At 46.4% G+C, this 26,904-nt stretch carries 23 protein-coding genes; 12 read left to right on the top strand and 11 right to left on the bottom strand.

Features of this window, described 5'->3' with window-relative positions; all coding sequences use genetic code 11:
• Positions 1-108: 108 nt before the first annotated feature.
• Positions 109-1,365: an MFS transporter gene (locus QUA25_RS03000; RefSeq protein WP_333035449.1), complete on the bottom strand. Its 1,257-nt coding sequence runs from the start codon at positions 1,363-1,365 to the stop codon at positions 109-111.
• Between the two features lie 320 nt (positions 1,366-1,685).
• Between QUA25_RS03000 and QUA25_RS02995 the strand changes: the two genes are divergently transcribed.
• Positions 1,686-2,192 carry a hypothetical protein gene (locus QUA25_RS02995; RefSeq protein WP_333035447.1) on the top strand — a complete coding sequence of 169 codons (507 nt, stop codon included), beginning with the start codon at positions 1,686-1,688 and terminating at the stop codon, positions 2,190-2,192.
• A 445-nt stretch (positions 2,193-2,637) separates the two neighbouring features.
• Here QUA25_RS02995 and QUA25_RS02990 read toward each other — a convergent pair whose 3' ends face one another.
• From QUA25_RS02990 to upp, 3 genes are all read right to left on the bottom strand, one after another.
• Complete coding sequence (locus QUA25_RS02990; protein ID WP_333035445.1) at positions 2,638-2,931, bottom strand: TMEM165/GDT1 family protein; 294 nt, start codon at positions 2,929-2,931, stop codon at positions 2,638-2,640.
• 60 nt (positions 2,932-2,991) lie between these two features.
• Positions 2,992-3,459: a TMEM165/GDT1 family protein gene (locus tag QUA25_RS02985; protein WP_333035444.1), complete on the bottom strand. Its 468-nt coding sequence runs from the start codon at positions 3,457-3,459 to the stop codon at positions 2,992-2,994.
• Between the two features lie 225 nt (positions 3,460-3,684).
• The gene (gene upp / locus QUA25_RS02980) at positions 3,685-4,335 is read right to left on the bottom strand and encodes a uracil phosphoribosyltransferase (protein WP_333035441.1); all 651 of its coding nucleotides are present in this window, start codon (positions 4,333-4,335) and stop codon (positions 3,685-3,687) included.
• A 732-nt stretch (positions 4,336-5,067) separates the two neighbouring features.
• Here upp and crtH point away from each other — a divergent pair.
• On the top strand, positions 5,068-6,612 hold the full coding sequence (gene crtH / locus QUA25_RS02975; protein ID WP_333035438.1) for a carotenoid isomerase: 1,545 nt from the start codon (positions 5,068-5,070) through the stop codon (positions 6,610-6,612).
• A gap of 152 nt (positions 6,613-6,764) precedes the next feature.
• On the opposite strand, the gene QUA25_RS02970 is transcribed toward crtH, so the two are convergent.
• Complete coding sequence (locus QUA25_RS02970; RefSeq protein WP_333035436.1) at positions 6,765-7,205, bottom strand: pentapeptide repeat-containing protein; 441 nt, start codon at positions 7,203-7,205, stop codon at positions 6,765-6,767.
• A 529-nt stretch (positions 7,206-7,734) separates the two neighbouring features.
• On the opposite strand from QUA25_RS02970, the gene QUA25_RS02965 reads away from it, so the two are divergent.
• Positions 7,735-11,097 carry an EAL domain-containing protein gene (locus tag QUA25_RS02965; RefSeq protein ID WP_333035434.1) on the top strand — a complete coding sequence of 1,121 codons (3,363 nt, stop codon included), beginning with the start codon at positions 7,735-7,737 and terminating at the stop codon, positions 11,095-11,097.
• Positions 11,098-11,331: 234 nt separating this feature from the next.
• Here QUA25_RS02965 and sipA read toward each other — a convergent pair whose 3' ends face one another.
• Both sipA and QUA25_RS02955 read right to left on the bottom strand, forming a co-directional pair.
• Positions 11,332-11,571: a regulatory protein SipA gene (gene sipA, locus QUA25_RS02960; protein WP_333035433.1), complete on the bottom strand. Its 240-nt coding sequence runs from the start codon at positions 11,569-11,571 to the stop codon at positions 11,332-11,334.
• Positions 11,572-11,704: 133 nt separating this feature from the next.
• Positions 11,705-11,908, bottom strand: a complete 204-nt coding sequence (locus tag QUA25_RS02955) for a hypothetical protein (RefSeq protein WP_333035431.1) — start codon at positions 11,906-11,908, stop codon at positions 11,705-11,707.
• Between the two features lie 197 nt (positions 11,909-12,105).
• Here QUA25_RS02955 and rbfA point away from each other — a divergent pair, with 197 nt between their 5' ends.
• The 3 genes from rbfA (at position 12,106) to QUA25_RS02940 (ending at position 14,834) form a co-directional block, all read left to right on the top strand.
• Positions 12,106-12,543 carry a 30S ribosome-binding factor RbfA gene (rbfA, locus tag QUA25_RS02950; RefSeq protein WP_333035430.1) on the top strand — a complete coding sequence of 146 codons (438 nt, stop codon included), beginning with the start codon at positions 12,106-12,108 and terminating at the stop codon, positions 12,541-12,543.
• Positions 12,544-12,612: 69 nt separating this feature from the next.
• Positions 12,613-14,235, top strand: coding sequence for a glycoside hydrolase family 3 N-terminal domain-containing protein (locus QUA25_RS02945; RefSeq protein WP_333035428.1), 1,623 nt, complete (start codon positions 12,613-12,615; stop codon positions 14,233-14,235).
• Between the two features lie 365 nt (positions 14,236-14,600).
• Positions 14,601-14,834: a DUF4327 family protein gene (locus QUA25_RS02940; protein ID WP_333035426.1), complete on the top strand. Its 234-nt coding sequence runs from the start codon at positions 14,601-14,603 to the stop codon at positions 14,832-14,834.
• Positions 14,835-14,897: 63 nt separating this feature from the next.
• On the opposite strand, the gene QUA25_RS02935 is transcribed toward QUA25_RS02940, so the two are convergent.
• From QUA25_RS02935 to QUA25_RS02925, 3 genes are all read right to left on the bottom strand, one after another.
• Positions 14,898-15,302, bottom strand: a complete 405-nt coding sequence (locus tag QUA25_RS02935) for a hypothetical protein (protein WP_333035425.1) — start codon at positions 15,300-15,302, stop codon at positions 14,898-14,900.
• 375 nt (positions 15,303-15,677) lie between these two features.
• Positions 15,678-16,811: an ABC transporter ATP-binding protein gene (locus tag QUA25_RS02930; RefSeq protein WP_333035423.1), complete on the bottom strand. Its 1,134-nt coding sequence runs from the start codon at positions 16,809-16,811 to the stop codon at positions 15,678-15,680.
• 50 nt (positions 16,812-16,861) lie between these two features.
• Entirely contained in the window at positions 16,862-17,431 is a 570-nt protein-coding gene (locus QUA25_RS02925) for an HD domain-containing protein (protein ID WP_333035420.1), read from the bottom strand.
• A gap of 145 nt (positions 17,432-17,576) precedes the next feature.
• Here QUA25_RS02925 and QUA25_RS02920 point away from each other — a divergent pair, with 145 nt between their 5' ends.
• Positions 17,577-18,200 (top strand): Uma2 family endonuclease, encoded by a 624-nt coding sequence (locus tag QUA25_RS02920; RefSeq protein ID WP_333035417.1) that lies wholly within the window; start codon positions 17,577-17,579, stop codon positions 18,198-18,200.
• 609 nt (positions 18,201-18,809) lie between these two features.
• On the opposite strand, the gene QUA25_RS02915 is transcribed toward QUA25_RS02920, so the two are convergent.
• On the bottom strand, positions 18,810-19,211 hold the full coding sequence (locus QUA25_RS02915) for a fasciclin domain-containing protein (protein ID WP_333035415.1): 402 nt from the start codon (positions 19,209-19,211) through the stop codon (positions 18,810-18,812).
• A gap of 423 nt (positions 19,212-19,634) precedes the next feature.
• Here QUA25_RS02915 and QUA25_RS02910 point away from each other — a divergent pair, with 423 nt between their 5' ends.
• The 5 genes from QUA25_RS02910 to QUA25_RS02890 all read left to right on the top strand — a co-directional run bounded on the left by QUA25_RS02910 (position 19,635) and on the right by QUA25_RS02890 (position 26,737).
• Complete coding sequence (locus QUA25_RS02910) at positions 19,635-20,672, top strand: aldo/keto reductase (protein ID WP_333035414.1); 1,038 nt, start codon at positions 19,635-19,637, stop codon at positions 20,670-20,672.
• 836 nt (positions 20,673-21,508) lie between these two features.
• Positions 21,509-22,810 (top strand): glycosyltransferase family 1 protein, encoded by a 1,302-nt coding sequence (locus QUA25_RS02905; RefSeq protein ID WP_333035413.1) that lies wholly within the window; start codon positions 21,509-21,511, stop codon positions 22,808-22,810.
• 123 nt (positions 22,811-22,933) lie between these two features.
• The gene (gene glf, locus QUA25_RS02900; protein ID WP_333035412.1) at positions 22,934-24,175 is read left to right on the top strand and encodes a UDP-galactopyranose mutase; all 1,242 of its coding nucleotides are present in this window, start codon (positions 22,934-22,936) and stop codon (positions 24,173-24,175) included.
• Between the two features lie 108 nt (positions 24,176-24,283).
• Entirely contained in the window at positions 24,284-24,640 is a 357-nt protein-coding gene (locus tag QUA25_RS02895) for an STAS domain-containing protein (protein WP_333035411.1), read from the top strand.
• A gap of 213 nt (positions 24,641-24,853) precedes the next feature.
• Positions 24,854-26,737, top strand: coding sequence for a glycoside hydrolase family 2 TIM barrel-domain containing protein (locus tag QUA25_RS02890; RefSeq protein ID WP_333035409.1), 1,884 nt, complete (start codon positions 24,854-24,856; stop codon positions 26,735-26,737).
• The last annotated feature ends 167 nt before the right edge of the window (positions 26,738-26,904 follow it).

Below are 26,904 nucleotides of genomic sequence, written 5' to 3'. Positions count from 1 at the left end.
GGGGAGTCACAAACCCGGTTTCTCTGAAAAATCGTGGTATCGAACCGAGAGATATTGACGCAGAAACCGGGTTTTTTGTGGTCTTAGTCCTAAACAAACAACTCAAGATTAGATTCTACTTTTCAACATTCGATCGAGCTTTTGCAAAATAAAAATAGCCGCGGCCACACTCAAAGCCAAACCCAACCAAAAATGATCCGCCGCCCATTTACCTCTATCCAAAGCCAAACCACCTAGCGGCGGCCCGATTAAATAGCCGATCGCCCAACACTGAGAACTAACGGCCAAATACACGCCCCGCAAAGACTCTGGGGCTAAATCCACCACCAAAGCAGAAGCAAAAGGCGTATAAGCAACAGTCGCAACAGACAAAAAACTCAAACCTAAAACAGCTAAAAATAGATTGCCAGTTGCAGCCATTCCCGTCAAGCCGATCGCGATAAATCCCATTCCCCACAGCAGCGCCGAAATCATCAAAGCTTTCGGGTGGGAAAACGGCCTCAAAGCTTTAACAATCGGCAGTTGCAAAGCCACAGTTAAAAACGTGCTAAAAGCAAACAAAACGGTAATTGTACCTGTTGAAAAACCTGTTCTAGTCCCCACCGCGACAAACTTGCTAAAGTACAGTGGCATTGTGGTTTGGATTTGGGAAATATATAATGTGAACAGGGTATTTACTAAAGCATAAACTAGAAGACTTCGATCGCTCAGCGCCACTATCCAACCATTTTCCCGAAAATTTTTCCCTCTATCCGCTGGATTAGCTGGTTTGTAGGTTTCGGCGATCGCGATCGCAACTACTGTAAACAGCACTAAAAACGAGATACCATCAATAATAAAGAGCGATCGATAGTTCCCCGTTAACTCAATCAACAAACCGCCCAAAATAATCCCAACTTGCAAACCCAAATTATCAGCAAGTCGCGTCAAAGCAAAAGCCTCCTGTCGCTGTTCACCCTCAGTTAAATCCGCCACCATCGTCTCGGTTGGAGGCCAATACAAACCCACACCAAAACCCATCAGTAAATTGCCCGCAATTAAGCCTGGGAAATCATTAGTCCCCGCCAATACAAAAGAAGCGGCAGCCGAAATAATTGTCGCCAGCAATAAAGTTCGCCGCCTTCCCCAAAATTTGGAATCGCAAAAAGAACCGCCCAAAATTCTGCCGAATATTCCCGAAACTGAACCGCTACCCAAACCAATCCCAACAGCAGTAGCAGATAAACCCACGTGATCGACAAAAAATATCGGCGCGTAAAATAAAGTAAAACCGGTGCCGCTTTGGGAGAGGAATCTGCCGGCGGCAAGAATCCAGACTTGAGGGGGGAGACGGGGCAACCAAGAGGATAATTGAAATTTAGGCATATACAGTTGAATGAGGAGTTATTTCTGGAGGCAGAAACCTGGTTTTTTATAAAAAATACGTTACGGTGTTTAATCAGAGTCAAAAACAGGTGTCTTTGGTCGCCGTGCATAAGTCCTGTGAGTAATTATTAATTTATTCCGTACTTTTTCCGAATTAGTATTAGTTAACCGAGGTGATGACAAACATAAGTGAGCTTAACAATTCTTCAGCGTCTGTTACAGAAAAGTTACCATTAATTTAAAAATACTTAACACGATTTTATAGAAAAGTTAGTTAAACTCTAGAAAAGGCAGAAGAAAATTTTAGAGGGTCTAATTATATGACAGCTATTACAACATCAAGAGTGGAATCAATCAAACCGCGCTGGCAAGCAATTGTCATGGTTGCCCTAATTTTCTGGCTCAGCGTTAGCCTGATTTTGGATCTAGTAATTATGCCCAGTCTCTACGTATCTGGCATGACGACATCTCCGGAGTTTGCAACGGCCGGCAATTTAATGTTCTGGGGATTCAACCGCGTTGAGTTAATCTGTTCGGGCGTGGTGGCAACGGGTTTGATGGTTTTGAGCAATTTAGTCGGTGACTTCGGCAAGCGCAGCCGCACAGCAATTTTATTATCATTGGTACTTCTGGCGATCGCCCTGATTGACACCTACGCCCTGACACCCCAAATGAGCGCCTTGGGAATGCAGCTAAATCTGTTCGATTCTGCAGCAGAAGTGCCCGCCGGGATGAATCTACTGCACCAAGGCTATTTTGGATTGGAAGCGCTGAAGTTGGCTGTCGCCAGTACGCTGCTGGGCTGGTGCTACCAAAACCAAGTTTAATCGACACAAGGCTCAGAGGTTGAGTTGAGAAAAAAAACTCAACCAGCAGCGGGGGGCGTGAATTCACGCCCCCCGCTAATTTTTTAAATTTTAGCGCGATCGAAAACGAGCCTTGAATTGCAGCCATTCTATATTCATCTGCGTTAATCTGTGTTGATCTGCCCTCATCTGCGGTCAAAAAAAGAGAATATGTTAACCGCAGATGACAATGGATTGACGCTAATTCACGCAGATCAAGAGAATAGAGATAGGAATAATCTCCGATGCTAACAAATTTGAGATAACTATACTGTCAAGTTTCCTGACCGCCCAAAAACGGATACTTGCCAACGACTCCTGTTGTGGAGAACTCAAAATTTTAGACTCTTGTTCAAACTCCCAGATTCGTCTGTGGAGTAAATCTCAAATCTCAAATCTCCAATCTCAAATCGACTGAGGGCACGCCCTACTCGGATGCTTCCGGTAAATCTGCTTTTGGCAACAGCAAGCGCAAGCCCATCACCGCAAATCCGATCGCCGCAAGCCCCTTTACCAGTCGTTCCGGCAACACCTCTGCAGTGCTGAAGCCGATCGCCACGCCGATTAAACTCGCCAGCAGCAGCGCCGACGCCGTGCCGAAAAATACAGCCCGCGGCGAGTTACAACTGCTGCCCAAGGCGATCGCAGCTAATTGACTTTTGTCTCCCAATTCTGACAAAAACACTGTAATAAAACTGATTCCCAGAAGTTGCCAGTCCATATTTTTTTCACTTCTTAGTTAGCTGTTGTAGAAATCTACGACTTACCGACAGGCAGACAATTAACCCAGCACTTCCCACAGCAGAACCGCCGAAATTGCCAGCAAAATCACTCCGGCTGCTCTCTCCAAAGTTCTCGGAGCAATCCGACTAGCCAGCCACCTTCCCAGCAACACCCCCAGCAAACTGGTTGCTATCAAAGCCGAACCCGCACCCGCAAAAACGATCCAAGGATTTCGAGATTCAGCCGTCATCAGCAAAATTGCGAGCTGAGTTTTGTCTCCAATTTCAGCTAAAAAAATAGTTGCAAAAGTCGAAGCAAAAATTGCCCAGTGCTTGGGCTTCAGTTTCTTTTGTTCCTGACAAATATCGGGATTTACAGTCACTGAGAGTTCAGCGGGCTCCGGGGTTAAAGCAGCACAAATCTCAGTAACCTCTTTTATTTGTAGTTGTACCTGTTGTGGCAAATCATAATTGAGGTTTACTGAGTCAGAAGCAGACAAGCTTGGCGGAACAGAATCAAGTTTCACGGGCAATGAGTGCTAAAAGCTATTTATTTTTGACTTGTACTTTTGATTCTAACTCTCTCTGTGCCTGCTTTTACCAAACCAGGGTCATCTTTTTCCCCCAATATTTCAGCAACTGATTCCTGAAACCACTCACCGCACCCAAAAAGGGATACAAGCCCCCAGATTTATCTGTCGAGTCAATCTCAAATCTCAAATCTCAAATCTCAAATTGACTGACGGACTTGTTCATGTGCCGTAAGTTCGATCGCCCGCATCTCCCAAACCAGGTACAATAAAGCCTTGTTCGTTGACTATTTCGTCGATCGTTGCCGTGTAAATCATCAAACTCGGGTACTCTGCACTCAGCCTCTTCAAAGCCGGAGGAGCAGCCACCACAGAGATAATCCGAATCAAGCTCGGGTCAATTCCCCGCTTCGTCAATTCCTGCATTGTCGCTATAATCGTGCCACCAGTCGCCAGCATCGGCTCGCTAATTATCACCCGCGTTTCCGGGTTAAACTGCGCCGGCAATTTGTTCAAATAACAAGTCGGTTGTAGCGTCTCCTCATTTCTTGCCATGCCGAGGTGGTAAACCGACGCCAGCGGCACAACCGTCTGAATTCCTTCGAGCAGTGCCAAACCCGCCCGCAAAATCGGTACCACAACTAACGGAGCTTCCGGGTTGATAAAAGTCGCCGGACATTCGCCCAAAGGGGTCTGCACTGTGGTTTCCACTATCGGCAGCCATTCTCGAATCGCCTCGTAAGCCAGCCATCTTCCCAATTCTGTCATCGCAGAACGAAAAAGCACCGATGGGGTGGCGGCGTCGCGGGCGACAGCCAGCCAGTGTTTAATTAACGGATGCGGGGGAACGTAAACGCGCAGTTGCAGAGACATGAGGAAATTGGGGAGAGTGCTAGGTTGGAGGGATTTTATGCGGTGCGATCGATCTTCTTCGAGGGCTTCCTCAACGGGCGATTGATCGCTCTGTGCAACTTATCACATCCTTGAGGGCGCATACAAGCCAGAGATTGAGAATCGAGATATTGCACTATTTTCAAGATTGCCGTCACGGGTTCAAACCTCCGCCGGACTGCCGGACTATTGCAACAAGCACCAGCCGTCGGTTTGAACTGACATCTTGCACCATTTTTAATAAGCCTTTCACGGGTGGGTTCTTCTGCCCAACGCCTACTCCCCACAAGAAAACTCGCTCTTCGCTTCACAGGCCCGAAAAACCTTTTCTTGAAAATGGTGCAAGCCGTCCGTTAGAACCCATTCGCCGATCGACCTCCATCAGCTTATTGAAATATTTTTCCAATAGTATTGACATTAATTAGCAACAAGGCTATAGTGATTTTTAGTGTTCTCCTCTCAAAGGATCGGCAGACGGGGGCAGTCGGCAATGGTAGACTGTTCCCGCATTTTTTTTTTTGAAGCTGGGGCATTGGGCATTGGGCATCGGGCATCGGGCATTGGGGATTGGATATTAGGCATTGGGCATTGCCGAACTTCGGTCTTCCTGACATCCGTGACATCCGCTACATCCGCTACATAATCCGTTGCCGAACTTCTTGCTTCGGGAGCGATCGACTGTAAAATCATAGAAATATTAAGATTTTTAACCCAATGTCAGCTCCTACCCAATCCCAGTTATTTTCTCCCAACTCCCGCCCTACACAGCAAGAGTTTGATGTAATTGTCATCGGTTCCGGCATTGGTGGACTCGTGACAGCCACCCAGCTAGCCGCTAAGAAAGCCAAAGTTTTAGTGCTCGAAAGCTATACAATTCCGGGGGGTAGCGCTGGATATTTTGATCGAGAAGGCTACAGATTCGATGTCGGCGCCTCCATGATTTTTGGCTTCGGACAGCGTGGCACCACCAACCTCCTCACGCGCGCCCTGAAAGCAGTCAACGTCACCCTAGAAACTATTCCCGACCCCGTACAGCTTCACTATCACTTACCCAGCGGCTTGGAACTTGAAGTGCCCCAGGCTTATGATAAATACTTGCAAGAATTAACAGATAGGTTCCCTCACGAACGCGAAGGAATCCACAAATTTTACGGCGAATGCTGGAACGTCTTTAACTGCCTCAACGGGATGGAATTGCTATCCCTAGAAGAACCCGGATATCTAGTCCGAGTCTTTTTTCAGAATCCTTTAGCCTGTTTGGGATTAGTAAAATATCTGCCTCAAAATACTGGCGACATTGCGCGGCGCTACATAAAAGACCCTACTTTGCTGAAATTTATCGACATGGAATGCTACTACTGGTCTGTAGTACCTGCAGACTTGACTCCGATGATTAATGCCGGAATGGTATTTTCCGACAGACATTACGGTGGCATCAATTATCCCAAAGGCGGAGTCGGTCAAATTGCCCAAAAATTAGTCGAAGGTTTAGAAAAATGCGGCGGGAAAATTCTATACAAAGCTAAGGCGAAAAAAATTATTACAGAAAACGGTCGCGCTGTCGGAGTCGAGCTAGCAACCGGCGAAGTTTACCGGGCAAAGCGGATAGTTTCTAACGCCACGCGGTGGGATACTTTTGAAAAATTGCTGCCCGCAGAAGAGATGCCCGCTAGCGAGAAGAAATGGCAGCAGCGCTATCAAAAAGCCCCCAGTTTCTTGAGTTTGCATTTGGGAGTTGAAGCAAGCGTAATCCCTGCGGGTAGTGCCTGCCACCACATTTTGTTAGAAGATTGGAACCAAATGGAAGCGCCGGAAGGAACAGTTTTGGTGTCAATTCCAACCGTGCTCGACCCGGATTTAGCTCCCGCAGGATATCACATCGTTCACGCTTTTACTTCGAGTTGGATGGAAGAGTGGGAAGGACTTTCACCGCAGGAATATGAGGAGAAAAAGGAAGATGCTGCGGGGAGAATTATTGAAAGATTAGAAAATATTTTTCCCGGTTTAGATGCCGGTTTGGATTATATGGAAGTGGGGACAGCGCGTTCTCACCGCCGCTTTTTGGGGCGCGAAGATGGAACTTACGGGCCGATTCCGCGACAGAAGCTAATGGGTTTGCTGGGAATGCCGTTTAATCGAACTTCTATGCCTGGTTTGTATTGTGTGGGTGACAGTACGTTTCCCGGACAGGGTTTAAATGCGGTGGCATTTTCTGGGTTTGCTTGCGCGCACCGCATTGCGGTTGATTTGGGTTTTTAGCGGTAGTAGTAGGGTGCGTCAGATTGTTCGCTTGAAATACGACATAAAAGGTGAGGCTCCGGGGCAGCCTACAAAAAGACTAAAAACCCGGTTTCTGGAGAGAAACCGGGTTTTTAACCTCAAAATTGGTGTTTTCCATTCTTTTAATGAGTTTACTGGTCGTAGCTGCCGCCGACGCCAATTTGGGTATTGTAGATTTTCGCATCTGTGATCGTCATATCTTCCATTGATGCGCCGGATACGTCAGCGGTGTTAATGATGGCCGCGGTCAGATCTGCCCGATCGAGGTTTGCGTCATTTAAACTGGCATTAGTCAGAAAAACTGCGGTTAAGTTAGCACTCGTCAACTTAGCACCCGTCAAGTCAGCACCTTCGAGGTTGGCACTAGATAGGTTTGCTCCTCGTAAATTTGCTTCTCTCAAATCAGCACCAATTAAATGAGCTCCCGTTAAATCTGCTCCTGACAAGTCGCACTTAAAACATTGCCCGGTTGACAATAACTGTTTGACGTGAGCGGGATTTTCAGCGCGAGCCGGGCCGGCCAACAGTAGGGGAGTAATTAAAAAAGTAGCGGCTAATAGATTGCGTTTCATAATCTCTTTTCCTCACAGACTCTGTATTCAAGTTCTTGTCTTGATATCTACAATTGTACCATGGTTGTTTTCGCAAGTTGCGATCTAATTCACAGCTTAGCTGTGATATCGATTCCCCTTAAAAACCCATACATGGTCTCGACCAGCTCGCAAAACATAATTTCGCAAAACTTAACACTGCCGAACTTAATACAGTGCCTTTTTGTAGTAACCTTTTCTAGGTTAGCCCGGATAGGCAACAGATGTGTCTTTCTGAAGATGGAGATGATTCGCAATGCTATGGATGATTTTAGCTGCGATCTTATCGCAAAAAGCTTACAAAAAATACCTTGTTTTTAGTAAAAGTGTCACGAGACAGAAAATTTAATTTAAAATAAAGATAAGCTTATAACTTTATAGGTAGAGGAAAAGCAGTCACAGGCCTGATCCCCAGCCCAAGCTCGGCTGCATTTTTAACAATAAATTTTAATTAGGTCTCAGCAGCGCCGTAAAAAGCCACCTAGTGCTTGGACATCAGCACTTTTTTGGAATGTCGCAGAGTCTACGCGATCGCAAAACTAAATTAAATATGCTCAAAAACGATTCCTCCAAGTATCTGCCAACCTTAACTCAAGTAATAGACCGCTACCCCTTGACAGTTGCGCCCGATACCCCACTAGCAGAAGTAATTACCCTGATGGGCCAACGGCGCGAAAGTTGCTCTCTAAACGCAGCCATTCCACCAACCGATATCTATCAGCAACTAACAGAAATCGCAAATTCCCCCACCTCAAGTGCATTCAGAGACGCGACAGGTATCTGCGTCTTTGTCGTAGAAAAATCACTAGAAAAATTCTCCTCGCCCTGTGCTCCACATTCTCAATTGCAAGGAATCTTCACAGAAAGGGATCTTGTCGATTTGATTGCCTCGGGCAAAAACTTAAAAGGTGTCACCATCGCAGAAGTGATGAGGCAGCCTGCCGCAACTCTGACAAAATCCGAGACTCAAGACATTTTCAGCGCCCTAATTCTGCTGGGGCAACGAAGAATTAAGCATCTGCCAATATTGGATAGTGAAGGTCAACTCTTAGGAGTAATTACGCCAGAAAGCATTCGCCAAGCAATGCTCAAACCGGCAAATATCTTAAAAATGCGCCGCGTCAAAGAAGTAATGACCGCACAAGTCATTCAAGCACCTCGCTCAGCGTCAGTTAGGAGTTTAGCTGAGTTGATGGCGCAGCACCGCGTTAGCTGCGTAGTAATTACCGAATCAACAGAATTATCGATGGATTTACCGTTCCCCATTCCAGTAGGTATCGTCACAGAACGGGATATTGTGGAATTTCAAGCTTTAGATATAGATTTGTCGCAAACGATCGCCGAAACTGTGATGAGTACCCCCTTATTTAGCCTCAAGCAAGAAGACTCGCTGTGGGTAGCTCATCAGGAAATGCACGAGCGTTTAGTCCGCCGGTTAGTAGTAACGGGGGAACAGGGAGAACTCCTGGGAATAGTTACTCAAACCAACATACTGCGCGTACTTGACCCGATGGAAATGTCCGGGGCGATCGATGTTCTGCACGATTCAGTGGCAGAAAGAACTAAGGAATTGGAAAAAGCGATCGCATCCCTCAGCTTGACTAACGCCAGACTAGAAAGCGAAATTGCTACCCGCGTGCGGGCCGAGGCCAGACTCCACCTTTTAGAATCTGCTGTAGTGAACGCTAACGACGCAATCGTGATTATGGATGCGGGAGACAGCGATATCTCCGACCCCACCATCATCTATGCCAACGAAGCTTTTACCCAAATGACGGGCTACCTACCCGAAGAAATCATCGGACAAACCCCCAGTTGCTTGCGCGGCCCAGAAAGCGACCCCACCCAAGTCGATAAAATTCGCCGTACTTTCTCTCGCCAAGAACCCCTACGCCTGGAATTGATTAACTACCGCAAAGACGGTTCAACTTATTGGGTGGAACTCAACAGCGTACCGATTGCCGACACCTCCGGGAACGTTACCCACTGGGTGTCGGTGCAGCGAGATATTACCGATCGCAAGCGCATGGAACAAGCATTTTTTGAAGAAAAAGAACTCGCTCAGGTTACTCTACAATCGATCGGCGATGGCGTCATCACTACTGACGCCGACGGCTACATTTCCACCCTGAATCCAGTTGCCGAAACACTCACGGGTTGGTCTACATTGGAAGCTAAGGGTTTGCCCCTCGCCAGCGTGCTGAGAATAGTTGACGAAACTACCAGGCGACCGACTGAAAATATCGCCGAAATCGCTTTGTGCGAAGGTCGGATTGTTGACCAAGGACACAACAGCTTGCTGATTGACCGCAACAACACCGAATTTGCGATCGACCACTGCGTTGCCCCCATCCACGCTAGCAGCGGCGAAATTGTCGGGGCCGTCGTTGTGTTCCGAGATGTCACGCAAGTGCGAACTCAAGCGCGGCAACTCACCTGGCAGGCAACTCATGACCCCCTGACGCAATTAGTCAACCGCCGGGAATTTGAGTACCAGCTAGAGCACGCCCTACACGGCGCTCAAGGTTACGGGCAAGAACACGTGATGCTTTATCTGGATCTCGATCGCTTCAAAATAGTTAACGACACCTCCGGTCATGCTGCTGGGGACGAACTGCTGCGCCAAGTCAGCCAGCTATTTAAAAGCAATATCCGCAAAACCGATATTTTGGCACGTCTAGGTGGCGATGAATTTGCCGTACTCCTGTACCATTGTCCCGTCGAACGAGGATTGAACGTTGCTGAAACGCTGCTGCGAAGCATTCAGGCATTCCGCTTTGCGTGGCAGGACAAAACTTTTTCGATCGGCGTCAGTATCGGTTTGGTAGCAATCAATCCCAAAACAGCCTCGACATCTGCGATTTTGAGCGCGGTTGATATGGCCTGCTACGCTGCTAAAAATAAAGGTCGCAACCGGGTACAGGTTTATCAAGCCGGCGACCAAGAATTAATCAAACAGCACGGCGAAACCGAGTGGGTGGTGCAAATTCATCAAGCTTTAGAAGAGAATCGCTTTTGCTTGTACTCTCAGCCGATCGTACCTTTGCTTAATTCTCCAACCACCGGAACCCACTGCGAAATCCTCCTGCGCCTCCAGTTGGAAACTGGTGAGTTGGTGTCGCCGATGGCGTTTATTCCGGCTGCAGAACGCTACAACTTGATGCACGCGATCGACCGCTGGGTGATTCGCACTTTATTTAGCCAGTTATCTAAAATTTTCACAGCAAATTTATTAGTCCAAAACCCCGGGATAGGCAGCGATAAAATAGTTACCTTCCCTGCTTGCTCTCTTTCTGAGCTGCAATCGTCATTTGGCAAATATCCCAACCTTTATTCCATCAACCTTTCTGGGGACAGCCTCAACGAAGAAAAGTTTATCGAGTTTATTCAGGAACAGTTTTCCATCCATCAAATACCGCCACAAATAATTTGTTTTGAAATAACCGAAACCGTTGCCATTGGTAATCTCAGTAAGGCAGCTAGCTTGATTTGGCAACTCAAGGAACTAGGCTGCCAGTTTGCCTTGGACGACTTCGGCAGCGGGATGTCTTCCTTTGCTTACCTGAAAAGCTTGCCGGTTGATTATCTCAAAATAGACGGCAATTTTATTAAGCATATTGTCGATAATCCTATTGATGTCGCAATGGTGGAAGCTATTACCAAAATCGCTCACGTCATGGGAATTAAAACTATTGCCGAGTATGTTGAAAATCAAACAATTATGGATAAACTCAATGAACTTGGGGTAGATTATGCTCAAGGTTATCATTTGGGCAAGCCTCAACCTTGTAACTTCACATCTCCTCTTTTAGAGGAATTTTTGGGGGAGTTTCCTGTTAATTCTTTGGCTTTTGAAGCTAAGCTGGCTTGTTGAAGAAGGAAGTTGGGCAAAGAGCAAGCAATGGGATTTAACGGATTTAAGGGAGGGATGTTGAGGGAAGAAGGAAAAGAGAAATGTTAATTTCTCATAGGGTTTACTGTTGTTTCGGAATGATTTAACCGCAGAGAACGTAGAGGGCGCTGAGTCTCCCGAAGACAGAGAGGAATAATTCTGATACCAACGAATTTGATATCAGATCAATTCCCTATTCCCATTACCCATTCCCCATTACCCATTACCTTCTACATTAGTTTCGGCCGCTTCAATGTACTGACTGTCTAACAGAAAAGCACCTTTTTCAAAGCGAATTCCCCAATAATTGCCGGGACGCCGATCGATCACAACGCCTTCAGCGCCGATCGCAATTAAATTCGCAGGCCGCAGCATCGGCATCGGTTCGGCAGTTTTGACGTAAGGCGGCATCGCCACAACTCGGACTTTTTGACCGACTGTAAATTCTTTTTCCATGAGTTTTATTCCTAAAAAAACACAGCGATAAAGGAATTTCGACAAGAAATGTTTCTGTTTAATTGATTGATTGATTAGGGATGGATAATAAAAGGGGTAATTATGAATCATAATCAAGGGAAATACGGCAAAATTATTGATATTTTAGGCTTCCATCTTCGTTATATTCAAGTTCATGATATTTTCCCCCTAACCCTAAGTCATGAATACATCGTTGGTAGTTTTTGGCTCCCATATCGAAAGGGTTAGTCCTGTTCAATCTTGCCCATTCAGCTATCTTTAGCTGGTTAGTTACCCCTGAAGCATCGGCTACGGTTTTGACAATCCAATCAAACATTTTTTTCCTCTAAGCTGTCTCTCACTCTACCTCTCTATATTAGCTATATATTCACCTATGGCAATCAAACATTTTTTTCCTCTAAGCTGTCTCTCACCCCTAACTCGGACGATCGCCCGTAACACCCCTGACCGATCGCGCTACAATTGTCAATCGGGATGAAAATGGCTGATTAGGAAAGTAGAGGAGTAGGTGTTATGGCTACAAGTCGTCGCATTGAGCGTGTAGCTTCAATGGTTAAACGGGAAGTCAGCCTGATGTTGCTGAATGGAATCAAGGACGACCGGGTAGGTGCCGGTATGGTTAGCGTTACCGATGTAATTGTTTCGGGAGACCTTCAGCATACAAAAATTTTTGTCAGCATCTACGGTACTGATGAGGCGAAGGCTGAAACTATGGAAGGTTTGAAATCTGCTACTAGCTACGTCCGCAACCAGTTGGGCCAACGATTGCAACTGCGCCGGACGCCGGAAGTGATTTTTCTGGAAGACCGTTCTTTGGAACGGGGCGATAAAATGTTGATACTGCTGAATCAGCTTTCTGCCGATCGCAAACCGGGTATGTTTGATGACGAAGAATTGGCCGAGGGCAATGAAAATGATGATGATGATGATTTAGAAGCAGACGAGGATTAGTGTCTGAAGGTAGTCAACAGCTTTCCTGTCAACAGTCCACAGTCAACAGTCAACAATTCCTAATTTCCCATGATTGACAATCTTTCCTTACCAGAACTGGTGGCACAGATGTTCGTGGTGCGCGCTTCTGGCTGCTTGTTCGACCACCAAATTCGCTATCCCGAATGGGAACCAACTGCCAGCAAACTCCGCTATTATCTGGAAAATTTGGGCGTCGGTGGGGTGATTTTGGTCGGGGGAAGTGCTGCGGAGTTGGCACTTCGATCGCACCAATTGCAGTCTTGGGCCAAGTTTCCGCTACTGCTGGCGGCCGATATTGAGGAAGGTGTCGGCCAGCGGTTCGCGGGGGCGACTTGGTTCGGGCCGCCGATGGCAATTGCTGAAGTGGCGCGACACGATGCAGGTAAAGCTGATCGATATGCTGAACAAATGGGCGCTGTCACTGCGATCGAAGCTAGGGCGATCGGTCTAAATTGGATTCTTGCACCGGTGGTTGATGTTAACAACAATCCCGACAATCCTGTGATTAACGTCCGCGCTTTTGGCGAGACACCGGAAATTGTCGGGAAATTAGCCGCTGCTTTTATTCGCGGCGCAGGTGAGCATCCGGTTTTGACTACAGCTAAGCATTTTCCCGGCCACGGGGACACGGCGGTTGATTCTCACTTGGAATTGCCGGTTTTGCCGCATTCCCCAGCGAGATTGGCCCAGGTTGAGTTGCCTCCTTTTGTTGAGGCGATGGCTGCTGGGGTCGATGCTGTGATGAGTGCTCACTTGCTGATTCCGGCTTGGGATGCGGAGTGTCCTGCTACTCTTTCTCGCAAAATTTTGATCGGGAAGCTGCGAGAAGAGTTGGGATTTGAAGGTTTGATCGTGACGGATGCTTTGGTGATGGGTGCGATCGCCAATAAGTACGGCGCTAATGAAGCTGCTGTTTTGGCTGCTGAGGCTGGTGCTGATGTTTTGCTGATGCCGCTTGACCCGGAAGGGGCGATTCTGGCTGTCTGCGAAGCTGTCACTCAAGGGCGACTTCAAATATCACAAATCAAGGAATCTGTCAAGAGAATTTGGTCGGCTAAAGCTAAAGTCGGTTTGTTAGTAAAGGAAAAGGAAAAAGCAGTAGATTCAACATCGATCAAGTCGATAGACTTAAGTTTGCTGGCAACTCCTGATGCCAGGGCAACTGCTGCCGATATTTTGCGAGATTCTTTGAAATTTGGCGGCAATCTACCTTTGCAGGTTGCCAAACCCGCAGAAAACCAGCTTTTGCGGAATTTGATTGTTGTAGATGATGTTTTGGGGTGTGAGTTTTTGGGCAACCACACTCCGGCGATCGCCCTTCCTGAACAGTTTGGTTACGAATTGCAACTGATTGACGATCGCACAGGGGCGATCGCTGATAATACAGGTGCAGAGCATTTTTCTCCAACACTGCTGCAAATTTTCATTCGCGGCAATTGCTTCCGAGGCAGTGCTGGTTTGACCGAAGCAGCTCAAGATTGGTTTAAGAAATTATTAAAAACTGGAGAACTGCAAGCTGTGTTAATTTACGGCAGTCCCTACGTTTTAGAGCAATTTTTGCCACACTTGCCTCCGAGTATTCCTTATGTATTTTGTTTTGGGCAAATGCCGGCAGCGCAATCTCTCGTTCTTGAAGTGCTATTCGGCATTGACGGAACTGGTAATGCTTGAGTTGCCGGACTCCTAAATATTTCCTTTGCTGCTTGCTGCGTTAGGAGTTAAATTCATCAACCCGGTTTCTCGCCGGAAATGTTGCCTTTGGTGGCAAAGCATCCAGAAACCGGGAATCCGATGCGGGTTCCCAAGTTCTGAATTGAGCTTTCCAGCAGATCCGCTTGCTAGTCGGGAAAATGTGCTGCTTCTCAACATCCTAAGACAGATCCCATCACTTACTGATGATTCCTATAATTTATTTTTATTTACGGCAGTGAATTGTATAGCTGTATACGGACAAAATTTAACTTCCATATTCGTAAGTTTGGACTATATTATTACCAGGGCCATAAAATTTTTTAGTAAAACATTGAGGGCGCATTATGATTCACTCCACTATTCCCCAAATCCAATACTCTTTAGATGTGATCCAAGATGAAGCGCGTCAGCTCGTGCATGAGGGCGTACTCAGCCGCCAACAGCCCATCTATACCCTGTGCCAATTCATTCCGCCCCGGGAATGGGCTTGTGTAGAGTGCGAATTAGAAAAATGCGACTTCTTGCTGCGCGATCGGATCGCCGACCTGATCGGTTCTGAAAAATGGGACAATGACTAAAGTTTGGTTCTGTTAAATTAAGTTGGCAAGTAAACTCCGGCTGTGTTAGAGACTCTTGATTCTTTAATGCTGGGAATTTTCGGCGCGCAAATTTTCCAACTCGGCCCTCAGCGCTGCCATGTGTGCAGTTAATTCTTGAATCTCTAGCTTTACGTTAGGCTGTACAACCGACTCGGGAGGAGCATCAGTCGCTGCATCTGATTGCTTGGGCGAGACAGATTCATTGTCTGCATTCTCCCGATCGCCCGGTTGAGAGAAAATAGTATCTACAAAATTCCGGGCTTCTCGCTCAGTCATTTCTCCTTTTTCCAGCAGCTCATCGGCTAGCTGGCCAAAATCTGACTTCAGTTTGTCAAGATTTTCTTCTCGCTTCAGAGGATCTTGCAATGTCTCAATTAAAAAGGAAGTTGCACCTAAAGTTAGGTGAAATCCTGTTTGCAGCATTTGAGGCAGGTTGTCGGGATTCATCTAAAAATGCCGCTAGAACGTTTTTCTGAGTTTTTGGTTCGCTAGTTGCTCCCAAGTCGGGGCGCAAAGCCGCTTTTTAGCGCGAAGGTGCTGGCGTTGTGGGTCGCGATCGCCCCGAGTCAGGAAATATCAGCTTTTGGGAGGACGTTTTGCCGTTGTGCCAATACTAATCGTATCATTACTTCGTAAATTAATAAATGTCAAGTGTAAACTTTTGTAACTACGAATCGAGACTTTCCCACTGGAAAGCTCAGTCTATTTGAGATTTGAGATTTGAGATTTGAGATTTGAGATTTGAGATTGAACAGGACTTACGCACTGCGACTAAAAAAACCCGGTGGCTAATTACCCCTGCGTAAGTCCTGTTCAATCCAGTTAAGGATACAGCGCCTCGCCAGTGGAGGGGTCAAATATAAATAGTCGATCGAAGTCAAGCTGTACCGTCAGTCGATCGCCCGATCGCAAGCGAACACTCGCAGGTATTTGTAACTGTACAGTAGTTTCAGCACTCAACAAAGGCAAACTCGCCCGAATTAAAGTTTCTCGCCCCAGAGGTTCCACGACTTTTACCTCTACATCAAGAGGGACTTTTTCTAAGGCCCAAACATCGGTTTTCAAATCATCATCTTCTACTGTTTGTGGGGTAAAGATTTCTATATTTTCTGGACGGATGCCCAAATCAAATCCTTGTCCTTCTCTAGCCTGCAATTTTTTCTGAATCGAGGGCGGACAGGCTAAATGTTGATTTCCCACTTGAAAGGATTCGTTAGTATAAATTGCCGGCAAAATGTTCATGGCGGGATTGCCTAAAAATGTGGCAACCATGCGGTTAGCTGGTTTGGCGTAAATGCTTTGCGGGTCTCCAATTTGTTGAATTTTACCCCCATTTAAAACTACAATCTTATCAGCTAAAGTCATCGCTTCCACTTGGTCGTGGGTGACGTAAATTGTGGTAATTCCCAGCCGTTGATGCAGTTGTTTGAGTTCTGCTCTAGTGTCATCTCGCAGTTGAGCATCGAGGTTAGAAAGCGGTTCATCTAAAAGAAATACTTTCGGTTCGCGGGCGATCGCCCTTCCGAGTGCTACCCGCTGCTGCTGTCCGCCTGATAGCTGTTTGGGCTTACGCTTGAGGAGGTGGTCGATCGAGAGCGATCGGGCTACTGTTTCGACTCGTTCTTGAATTTTAGTCTGGTCAACATTCCGCATCCGCAATCCAAATGCCAAGTTTTCGGCGACAGTCATGTGCGGATAAAGCGCGTAATTTTGAAACACCATTGCTACATCCCGCTGTCTCGCCGGAATGTTGTTAACTAAATTATCTCCGATGTAAAGATTGCCGGAAGTTGCGGTTTCTAAACCTGCAATTGTCCGCATAATTGTGGATTTACCGCAGCCGGATGGCCCGACTAATACCCAAAATTCCCCGTCCGGGATTTTGAAGCTGATGTTTTCGATCGCGGTGACGTTTTGGTAGCGTCTGGTAATATTTTCTAAGCGAACATTTGCCATTTTGTGAATGTAATTAGTAATTGATAATTAGTGATTTTTACCTTCAGTCTTCAGCCTTCAGAAAACTGTTCCAATTCTAAAACTGTGCGGTCTAATTCTTCAACTATAGGCGTTAACTCAGCTTGGCGGAATGCTTCTACTAAAGAACGATAATACCAGAGAGAACCATCTTTGCCACCTTTGAAGCGTTCCCAAACAGTATCTCCTAATTGACGGTAATCTTTCAGGATCGATCGAACATTATAAAGTTTATCAGCAGCCGAGACTAATCTGACCGAGCCAGAAGCTGTAGAAATGCGATCGATATAAGCTTGCTTTCGCTGACGCCAAGGGGGTTTCGGCGTCTCGTCACTGTCGGTACAGCCGTCTACAATCGCTGTGACGGTATTCCCAAAGCGGTGGCAGATGGCTTCGCGGGTGGTGGCGCCGCCTTGATCTTCGATCGCATCGTGAAGCAAAGCTGCGATCGCCTCATCTTCATTTGCCCCATATTCTAAAGCTATACTAGCCGTGCCCAACAAATGGGCAATGTAGGGAACCCCGGAACCTTTGCGAACTTGGGTAGCGTGCAATTCGGCAGCATAGGTGAGGGCTTCAGAAAAACGGTTTGAGAGAATCATGAAAGTCACCTTTCTGAATTGCTATGATATATAAATTGTCGGGCTAAGTTGAAAAGACCACATCTACCAATTTCAATAAGATCATAAAGATGCGATCGAGAGCGATCGCTTGTACAATTATAATCGTTAACAAGAGGTTTATAGCATGACAGCTACTATAATTACACCCAAAAATACCGACCCAAACTCAGAGCCAGAATCACATCCAAACTTAGAAAATATACCAGAAATTTACCCCGAATCTCAGCCAGAAAAAGTCATATCTCTCGAAGAGTTTTTAGTCAAGCCTCCTGATAGAATGGAATGGGTTGATGGCAACTTAGTGGAGAAAACAGGAATGACATTCCAGCACGGTCTCGCTCAATCTAAATTATCTACATCCTGGAGAAATTACAAAAATTCCAGCGGACAGGGAGGAGAAGTTGTTACAGAAGTTCTTTGCCGCACTAGCAAGCAGGGTCGCCGTCCCGATGTTGCTTACATTACTCCTGAATTGTTGCCAGAATCAGGCAATTTTACAGCATTTTCCCAAAGTTTTCCTTTGATAGCGGAAGTTGCTTCCCCCGAAGATAGCGGCGAAGAGTTATTTGCGAAAGCTCACGAATATTTGGAATCGGGATGTTTAGAAGTTTGGTTGCTATTTCCTGAAGCTAGATTAATATTTGTGAATGCAGGGCAACGCTGGCGGTTGTTTAATGCGGATGAAGTGGTTAACACTCAAAGTGTACTTACAGGTTTTAGCGTAGCTGTGAGTGAATTGTTGGCTTAAGGAATGTGTAAAAGTAATTTATTAAAATTATAAAAATAGCTTTTAAAATATTGGAATTCAATGTGATTAATTTTATGTTAAGACGGGAATTAATGACTATATTGGAGCGAAAAAACCACATTTAATATACTCTACTGGTAACTTATAACTCTTGATAAATTCGCTCGCGTTCCACTATAACGTTCCGCTTTTTCAAATCAACTCAAAGGCGTTTTTCTGGATTTAAAAGAGGGTGCAACTCAGCTTCATCATAATGGACGGGTCATCAATTTTTGTTAGTCTGTTACACGTTGAATTTTGCCGACTTATGGCGTTTGCTCAGGCACCAAAGCAGCGCTATATCGCTCTTTAGTCACTCTGGGAAGACTATAATCAAGGAAAATCGCTGAGTGAAACCTAGTCCCTGATTATGATAGCGTCGAGGGAGCCATTCCTGTAATTGAAGATGATTCTGAGTTCCACTTTTCCTCCCCCTAGACAGACAAAAGAGCGATAGTTTTAATTATCGAGCTGGGTAAAATATTTAAATCTCAACTATCAATTAAAACAGGGCGGTGGCTAACAACAGCCACCGCCCTCAAGATAGTATTGCGCTATCTAAGTCTATGCTTACGCAGGAAGCAAGACTGAATCAATAATGTGGATGACGCCATTATCAGCAGCAACATCGGCTGCAGTAACGGTAGAATCATTGATTTTGACGCCATTGGAAGCATCAATTTTAACTTCTGAACCTTCCACTGTCTTGGCAGATTTCAGCTTGACCACATCAGCGGCCATAACTTTGCCAGAAACGACGTGATAAGTCAAGATTTTTGTGAGCTTAGGAATGTCCTTAAGCAGTGCTTCTACAGTACCTGCGGGAAGCTTAGCAAAAGCTTCGTCAGTAGGCGCAAAAACTGTGAAGGGGCCAGCGCCTTTGAGAGTATCTACTAAACCAGCAGCTTTGACAGCAGCAACTAGGGTTGTAAAAGATCCAGCCGAAACGGCGGTATCAACGATATCAGCCAAGTGAGTCACCTAGTTTTTGTAATCTATAAATCACTATAACGCTAAAAAGTTAATTTAGCTACATTAATTTTTTCTCTAGTTCTGTCTGGTTGTCTGATTATTTCAGATAGCATTTTTTGATTTAAATCATTTCATACAATACCTATCTAAAGGTAGATATGTGTTTTGCCCTTTTACTGTATTTTAAATTGTTGATGTGATCCTAAATACATTAGTAAGACGATCGCCCCTGCGCGCTTTTTAAACTAAACGCAGGGGGGAGACTGCATCGCCCCTGCTACGACATTTTGATTAACTTGGCAAAACATTCAACCCTCAGCCCAGCGCTAACACATTACAAAAGCCCGTTACCCCGACTTATGGCAACAGTTTGGGAAATCCCGATCTAAACTGTTAACAACCATTAACTAGGGGAAGGGTGACATGAGATACAAACTATTAGGTCACAGCGGACTTCGCGTTTCCGAAATCTGCCTCGGAACCATGACTTTTGGGGAAGAGTGGGGTTGGGGGAGTTCCTACGACGAAAGCCGGAAAATGTTCGACGCCTTTGCAGAAGCCGGCGGCAATTTCATTGATACCGCGAATCTCTACACCAACGGTACTAGCGAAAAATATGTCGGTGAGTTCATCGCAGCCGATCGCGAAAAATGGGTAGTTGCCACTAAGTATAGCCTCAACATGAAAAATGGCGAAATCAATGGTTTCGGCAACCACCGCAAAAATATGGTGCAAGCAGTAGAAGCAAGTTTGAAGCGATTGCAAGTTGAATACATAGATTTGTTGTGGCTGCACGCTTGGGATTTTACCACACCCGTCGAAGAAGTGATGCGCGCTTTTGATGATTTGGTGCGCGCCGGTAAAGTTCTTTATATCGGCATTTCCGATACGCCAGCTTGGATTATTTCTCAAGCAAATACGATCGCTAATCTGCGCGGTTGGACACCATTTATCGGCTTGCAAATCGAGTATTCTTTAAAAGAGCGAACTCCAGAACGGGACTTGATCCCTATGGCAAAAGCGTTTGATATTGGCGTCACAGCTTGGAGTCCCCTAGCAGCCGGTTTGCTGACAGGAAAATACAACACTTCAGAAACAGCCAGCGAAGCTAAACGGCTGAATTCACCTGAATCTGGAAAAATTAACGAACGAGACCTCAAAATTGCTGACGAAGTTAGCAAAATAGCGGTCGAAATTGGCAAACCTGCTTCTCAAGTAGCCCTAAATTGGCTGCGACAACAGCCAGTCGAAGTTATTCCGATTGTGGGTTCGCGCAAACTCTCGCAACTTCAGGAAAATTTAGCTTGTTTGGAGTTTGAATTAACCCCGGAACAAATGCAACAGTTAGACAAAGTAAGTGCAATTGAATTGGGTTTCCCTCACGATTTCTTAAAGAGTTCGACAGTGCAAGATTTTGCCTTTGGAGGTGGAATCGCCAAGATTGACAGACGCCGACTGTAAAGTTGCTGCTATTTTCTAGTTGCGGATTTAGGTGGCTATTGTGCCTTTGATTGCAGATAGCGGCGAACCCGCCCTTAGAGGGATGATTGACATTTGTGCTGTGGGCGCAAGGTTAAACTGACGCCCACAGCGCCAATGTCATCATCTTGGTTTCTTCCCACAGACTCGCGCAAAATCTTAGGTTTATCGTTGCGGTTGCCTGGTTTCTGTGATATTGTTGAGACAGGTGCTGTTCGGTGAGTTTAACCTGACTGCATAAACTGTCAATTGTTAATCTATCGGAAGTCAGAAATCTCGGACGCAACTTGGTATAGTAGGATACAAATTTACCCAATTAGCGATCGGATGAGTTAAAAAAAAGCAAGGTTTGTCAAATCAAAAAGCAACATAAACTTGATGGCAAATTTTCTCTCATCTTCAAATAAAGCAATAAAACTTGCTCTTTTTTCACCCCGTACCTGCCAGTTAAAAGTCATTTTACAAGGTCGATCGGCATTTTAACGGCTTTGGAACCTCGCATACAAGCTAGGTGTCTCCTGAGATAAAAGTCATCCTTCAGATAGAAGTTATGGCAGAAAAACTGGGTTACATTTAACAACAATAGCAAGTCTAACAATATTAACTTATCTCCAAGTTTCAATTCTGAAAAAAGCAGATAAGCCTGTTTTTTCCGCAGCTAAACAGTTTCTTTGTTTGGCTCACTGAATGCGGCGCTTGCTCGTCAATAAAAGTTCTCAGATTTATGCTTGCGACTTTCAGTAAGACACTGCTGAGAAATATATCCTATTGACAACTTTTAACGGACAAATTTTCATTGACAAATTCCAGAGGCTAATATGTCGCCCCCAGAAAACTCAGTAAACAATAATTATAGCAATAAAGAGCGAGCATGGGAGATCCGATTTACCTCTATAGATCCAGCCAAATCGCCATCTCAATTCGCTGCGTCGCCCGCATTGCGCGCCAACTTATCAAAAACTGAGGCTTTAGATGCACCAGATTTAGTTTGCCTGTCCCATTTGCGGTGGAATTTTGTCTATCAACGTCCGCAACATCTCTTGAGTCGCTGTGCCAAAACTCGTCGCGTATTCTTTGTAGAAGAACCTGTGTTTACCGCGGCTACAGATTGGTGGCTTGATGTGAGCATCCACGAAAGCGGAGTCTGGGTAATAGTACCGCACCTGAGCGAAGGAACCAGCGAAGCAACAGCACAAACTGCTCAGCAAGCCATGCTAGATGATTTGTTTCGAGCGGCGGAAATTAGCCAGTACATCCTCTGGTATTACACACCAATGGCTGTCAGTTTCACAAGCCACTTACAGCCGCTAGCTGTAGTCTACGACTGCATGGATGAACTGTCAGCATTCCAAGGCGCGCACCCGGATTTAAAAGCCAATGAAAACCAATTATTAAAGCGCGCTAGCGTAGTATTTACCGGGGGACACAACCTTTACGAAGCCAAACAGCACCAGCACCCAAACATTCACCCCTTCCCCAGCAGCATCGAAAAAGAACACTTTGCGACAGCCAGGAATCATTCAGAAGAACCGGCGGATCAAAAAGACATTCCTCACCCGCGTTTGGGATTTTATGGCGTCATAGACGAACGCATGGATCTCGAACTGCTAGCGGGCATGGCCCAAGCAAGGCCGGACTGGCATTTAGTCATCATTGGCCCGGTGGTGAAAATCGATCCGGCAACTCTGCCAACTCACCCAAATATCCACTATCTTGGTGGCAAATCTTATCAAGAACTGCCAGGGTATCTTGGCGGATGGGATATCGCAATGCTGCCTTTTGCGATTAACGAATCGACTAAGTTTATTAGTCCTACGAAAACTCCAGAATACCTCGCTGCTGGCAAACCTGTCATTTCTACTCCTATCCGCGACGTGGTGCGACCCTACGGAGAAAACGGCTTGGTTCGGATTGCTAGCAATTCGGAAGAATTCGTTGCTTGTGGTGAAGAAATCTTCAGCGAAAGTTCGGACGTTCGCACCAAGTGGCTGAGCGAAGTAGACGCCTTTTTAGCAGACAATTCTTGGGACAATACCTGGGGTGAAATGCTGGGGTTGATCGAAAGTGCGATCGACGAGAAACGGCAGAAAGCAGAAGGCCGGATGAAAGTTTTAAGTTAGGAATGTTGAGGTTGAAGTTAAAGAGTTACACTTTACGGATTCAAAAACTAACACTCAACACTCCTCGCTGTATGTCCAATTACCAATTATTCCTTACCCTTACCCACACTCAGAGGTGTTTCAATGTTTGACTATTTAATCGTCGGAGCCGGATTTGCAGGTAGCGTCATTGCCGAAAGACTAGCAAATGAGGCCGGAAAAACAGTCCTGATAATTGATACCCGCAACCACATCGGCGGCAACGCATACGATCACTACGACAACCACGGCATCCTGGTACACAAATACGGCCCCCACATTTTTCACACCAATTCGCGCCAAGTTTTCGAGTATCTTTCGCGGTTCACCGAGTGGCGGCCTTACGAACACCGGGTCCTCGCCAGCGTTGACGGTCAACTGTTGCCAATTCCAATCAATCTCAACACCGTAAACAAACTTTACGGACTGAATCTCACGTCATTTGAAGTAGAAGATTTCTTCGCGAAAGTAGCAGAACCAAAGGATTACATTCGCACTTCCGAAGATGTCGTTGTCAGCAAAGTCGGTCGCGAACTTTACGAGAAATTCTTCCGCAACTACACCCGCAAACAGTGGGGAATGGATCCGTCGGAACTCGACAAATCAGTGATTGCCCGCGTTCCCACTCGCATTAACCGGGACGATCGCTATTTTACCGATACCTATCAAGCAATGCCCCTGCACGGCTACACTCGGATGTTTGAAAAGATGCTTTCTCACCCAAACATAAAGGTGATGCTGAATACCGACTACCGGGAGATTGAGGGTTTTATCCCTTACGGAGAAATGATTTACACCGGGCCAGTCGATTCCTATTTCAATTATTGCTACGGCAAACTGCCTTACCGTTCCTTGGAATTTAAGCACGAAACGCTGAACGTACCCGTACACCAAGAAGCACCGGTGGTAAATTACCCGAACGAGCATTTATATACTCGCTGCACGGAGTTTAAATACCTCACGGGACAAGAGCATCTAAAAACTAGCATTGTCTACGAATATCCCCAAGCTGAGGGAGACCCTTACTACCCGGTTCCACGCCCGGAAAATGCCGAAATTTACAAGAAATATAAGGCTTTGGCTGATGCAACTCCGGGAGTTTCTTTCGTGGGAAGGCTGGCGACTTACAGGTATTACAACATGGATCAAGTGGTCGCTCAAGCTCTGACAACTTACACACAAATTACTACCAAGCCGGTGATTGAATTGGTAGAAAATGTTAACGGTTCTGCCTCTAATGTCAGCTCATCCAATGGAGTCGCCCCTCGCCCAAGCGCAGCTTCTCTAGAAGTCGCTGCTGTCAACCACGGCAACGGCAACGGCAACGGCAAATCTACTACCAAGTAGCTGGAAGCTGCGAGTTACGTACGGGTAAAAAGGTAAGGTGCCGAGAGAGCACCTTACTCGGTTTTCATCAAAAGTTATTTAATAATTCAAACAACCATTGAGGTAAAAATGAACGTTCTAGTGAAAATTGTTTTGTCTCATGAGGTTTTGGAAATTTCTCAATTTGCTCAGTTTCAGAAAGAAATACAGCGCCTAATGGCCAGCGGTGGCAAAATTATTATGCTCGATTTCTCAAAAATAAATTTTCTGAAAAATTCCGAGTTAATGGCTGTAGTGGCGATCGTGAAATTAGTTAGAGACAGCGAATGTATACTTTTGATCTCTGCCATGAGCGAACAAGTTAGAATTCTATTTGAACTCACGGGACTACAGCAAATATTTCATTGTTTGCCCTTTGCGGAAGAATTTTATCTCACAAGTGAGCAAACTGAACCGTTAGGAGGTTTGCAAAGTGTTGCTAGCTAGAGGGAGAGGAGGAGAGGGGGGATAGGAAAAATCTTCCTGGTTTTTTCTTCCTGGTTTATTGTTCCTTCTCCTGACTAATGACTTCAGCACAAGAGAGCCTTCAGATGAGGCTGTTTTAATGGGCAGAACTTTTGCAAATTAATTAGCAAAAAACTTGTCAAAGTGAGGGTAATTGTCGCTAACCTATAAATATAACTTTGGGTAGATGTGCCGATGAGTTGGTTAGGTAGAGAGCTAGAAAATTGCGAGATAGAAGAGTCTGCAACTCTTGATAGTAAGGTGACAGTTCAAGGACGGAAAACAGGTTATCCGCGCCCCCAACTGCGCCGGAGCAACTGGATTTGTCTCAATGGTCAGTGGCGGTTTGCTTATGATGACGCGGGCCACTGCGTGCAGCCGATCGATATTTCTGAGTGGAGTCACACTATAGAAGTGCCGTTTGCTCCAGAATCGGCAAAAAGCGGGATCGGCGACACGAATTTTCACGCCAACTGCTGGTATGAACGCGAATTTGACATACCCCACACAGAAGGCAGAGTTCTCCTCCACTTTGGGGCCGTAGACTACCGCGCCCGCGTCTGGGTGAACGGTCAGTTTATCATCGAACACGAAGGCGGACACACTCCTTTCACCGCAGACATTACAGCAGTTGTGAACCTCAACGGACCCCAGCGGGTGACAGTCTGGGCCCACGACGACCCGCAAGATTTGGAACAACCGCGCGGCAAGCAAGACTGGCAAATAGAGCCGCACAGTATTTGGTATCCGCGCACGACCGGTATTTGGCAGACGGTGTGGGTAGAATTGGTGCCTCACACTTATATCGAGCGCATCCGCTGGACTCCGCAGTTTGAACGCTGGGAAATTGGTTTTGAAGCGTTTGTCGCGGGCGATCGCCAGTCGGGAATCCAAATTAAAGTTAAACTGTCGATCGGCTGTTTGCTGCTAGTCAACGACACCTACGAAGTTATCAACGGCGAAATCCACCGCCGCATCGCCCTCTCCGACCCTGGTATCGACGACTACCGCAACGAACTGCTGTGGAGTCCCGAAAAGCCGACCTTAATCAACGCTCAAGTGCAGTTGTGGGCCGACGGCAAACTACTCGACGAGGTTAAATCTTATACCGCGATGCGGACGGTCAGCATCCAGCGCGATCGCTTCATGCTAAACGGCCGCCCCTACTATTTGCGACTGGTGCTCGACCAAGGTTACTGGCCAGACACCATGATGACTGCCCCTTCCGACGAAGCTTTGCGACACGATGTCGAATTAGTCAAAGCAATGGGTTTCAACGGCGTCCGCAAGCACCAAAAAATCGAAGACCCGCGATTTTTGTACTGGGCTGACGTGCTGGGACTCTTAGTTTGGGAAGAAATGCCCAGCGCCTACCGCTTCACTCCCAAAGCCGTACAACGGCTGACGCGGGAGTGGACGGAAGTCATCGAGCGCGACGGCAGCCACCCCTGTATTGTAGTCTGGGTGCCGTTCAACGAATCTTGGGGAGTTCCGAATTTAGTCGAAGCAGCAGCCCACCGCAACTACGTGCAAGCGCTGTATTTCTTGACAAAAACCCTCGATCCGACTCGCCCCGTCATCGGTAACGACGGCTGGGAAAGCATCGATACCGACATCCTGGCGATTCACGACTACGACAACAACCCGCAAACCCTAGCCAAGCGCTACGGGCCCGAAGTCCAGCTAGCCGATTTGTTCGATCGCGGGCGTCCCGGCGGGCGAGTCCTCACCCTCGACGGCCACCCGCACCAAGGACAGCCGATGATGCTGACAGAATTCGGCGGCATTGCCTGCGCCGGTCGCGAAAACCCCGATTTTTTCAGAGTTTGGGGCTACGTGCGCGCATCCGACACGCAGGAACTGCAAAGGCGCTACACCGCGCTGTTGAAGGTGGTAAACCGAGTGGAAATGTTCAGCGGATTTTGTTACACGCAGTTAACCGATACTTTCCAAGAAGCTAACGGTTTGCTGTATGCCGATCGCACTCCCAAGTTTCCCGTAGAGGTGATCGCGGCGGCAACTCTCGGCTGGGATATTCCCGAAGAAAGTTCACAGCCGCAAGCTATTACTCAGTGCTAATTGGTGATTTGTCAAGGAAAAAGTAAAAATCTGAGATTTTTTTCTTATTTCATTTTGACTTTTTGCCGATCGATATAGTTCTTACAAAAACACCCTTTGTAGTAAGGGCTTTAATCCTTTCTGAGTGAGATTTAAGGACTCAAGTCCTGACTACAAACCTTAATGAC

The organism is Microcoleus sp. Pol17C6 (assembly GCF_036701145.1).
Lineage (GTDB): Bacteria > Cyanobacteriota > Cyanobacteriia > Cyanobacteriales > Microcoleaceae > Microcoleus.
Note: the sequence above shows the minus strand (reverse complement) of the source record. Positions and strands in the feature narration are given on the sequence as shown.

Bases quoted from the DNA above. Each gene is read 5' to 3' on its own strand.
- QUA25_RS02920 (WP_333035417.1), top strand. From the start codon at position 17,577: ATGACAGCTACTATAATTACACCCAAAAATACCGACCCAAACTCAGAG.
- upp (WP_333035441.1), bottom strand. From the start codon at position 4,335: ATGTCTCTGCAACTGCGCGTTTACGTTCCCCCGCATCCGTTAATTAAA.
- QUA25_RS02940 (WP_333035426.1), top strand. From the start codon at position 14,601: ATGATTCACTCCACTATTCCCCAAATCCAATACTCTTTAGATGTGATC.
- QUA25_RS02995 (WP_333035447.1), top strand. From the start codon at position 1,686: ATGACAGCTATTACAACATCAAGAGTGGAATCAATCAAACCGCGCTGG.
- QUA25_RS02935 (WP_333035425.1), bottom strand. From the start codon at position 15,302: ATGAATCCCGACAACCTGCCTCAAATGCTGCAAACAGGATTTCACCTA.
- QUA25_RS02990 (WP_333035445.1), bottom strand. From the start codon at position 2,931: ATGGACTGGCAACTTCTGGGAATCAGTTTTATTACAGTGTTTTTGTCA.
- QUA25_RS02930 (WP_333035423.1), bottom strand. From the start codon at position 16,811: ATGGCAAATGTTCGCTTAGAAAATATTACCAGACGCTACCAAAACGTC.
- QUA25_RS02965 (WP_333035434.1), top strand. From the start codon at position 7,735: ATGTCGCAGAGTCTACGCGATCGCAAAACTAAATTAAATATGCTCAAA.
- QUA25_RS02945 (WP_333035428.1), top strand. From the start codon at position 12,613: ATGATTGACAATCTTTCCTTACCAGAACTGGTGGCACAGATGTTCGTG.
- QUA25_RS02955 (WP_333035431.1), bottom strand. From the start codon at position 11,908: ATGTTTGATTGGATTGTCAAAACCGTAGCCGATGCTTCAGGGGTAACT.
- sipA (WP_333035433.1), bottom strand. From the start codon at position 11,571: ATGGAAAAAGAATTTACAGTCGGTCAAAAAGTCCGAGTTGTGGCGATG.
- QUA25_RS02925 (WP_333035420.1), bottom strand. From the start codon at position 17,431: ATGATTCTCTCAAACCGTTTTTCTGAAGCCCTCACCTATGCTGCCGAA.
- crtH (WP_333035438.1), top strand. From the start codon at position 5,068: ATGTCAGCTCCTACCCAATCCCAGTTATTTTCTCCCAACTCCCGCCCT.
- QUA25_RS02895 (WP_333035411.1), top strand. From the start codon at position 24,284: ATGAACGTTCTAGTGAAAATTGTTTTGTCTCATGAGGTTTTGGAAATT.
- QUA25_RS02890 (WP_333035409.1), top strand. From the start codon at position 24,854: ATGAGTTGGTTAGGTAGAGAGCTAGAAAATTGCGAGATAGAAGAGTCT.
- rbfA (WP_333035430.1), top strand. From the start codon at position 12,106: ATGGCTACAAGTCGTCGCATTGAGCGTGTAGCTTCAATGGTTAAACGG.
- QUA25_RS03000 (WP_333035449.1), bottom strand. From the start codon at position 1,365: ATGCCTAAATTTCAATTATCCTCTTGGTTGCCCCGTCTCCCCCCTCAA.
- glf (WP_333035412.1), top strand. From the start codon at position 22,934: ATGTTTGACTATTTAATCGTCGGAGCCGGATTTGCAGGTAGCGTCATT.
- QUA25_RS02905 (WP_333035413.1), top strand. From the start codon at position 21,509: ATGTCGCCCCCAGAAAACTCAGTAAACAATAATTATAGCAATAAAGAG.
- QUA25_RS02970 (WP_333035436.1), bottom strand. From the start codon at position 7,205: ATGAAACGCAATCTATTAGCCGCTACTTTTTTAATTACTCCCCTACTG.
- QUA25_RS02910 (WP_333035414.1), top strand. From the start codon at position 19,635: ATGAGATACAAACTATTAGGTCACAGCGGACTTCGCGTTTCCGAAATC.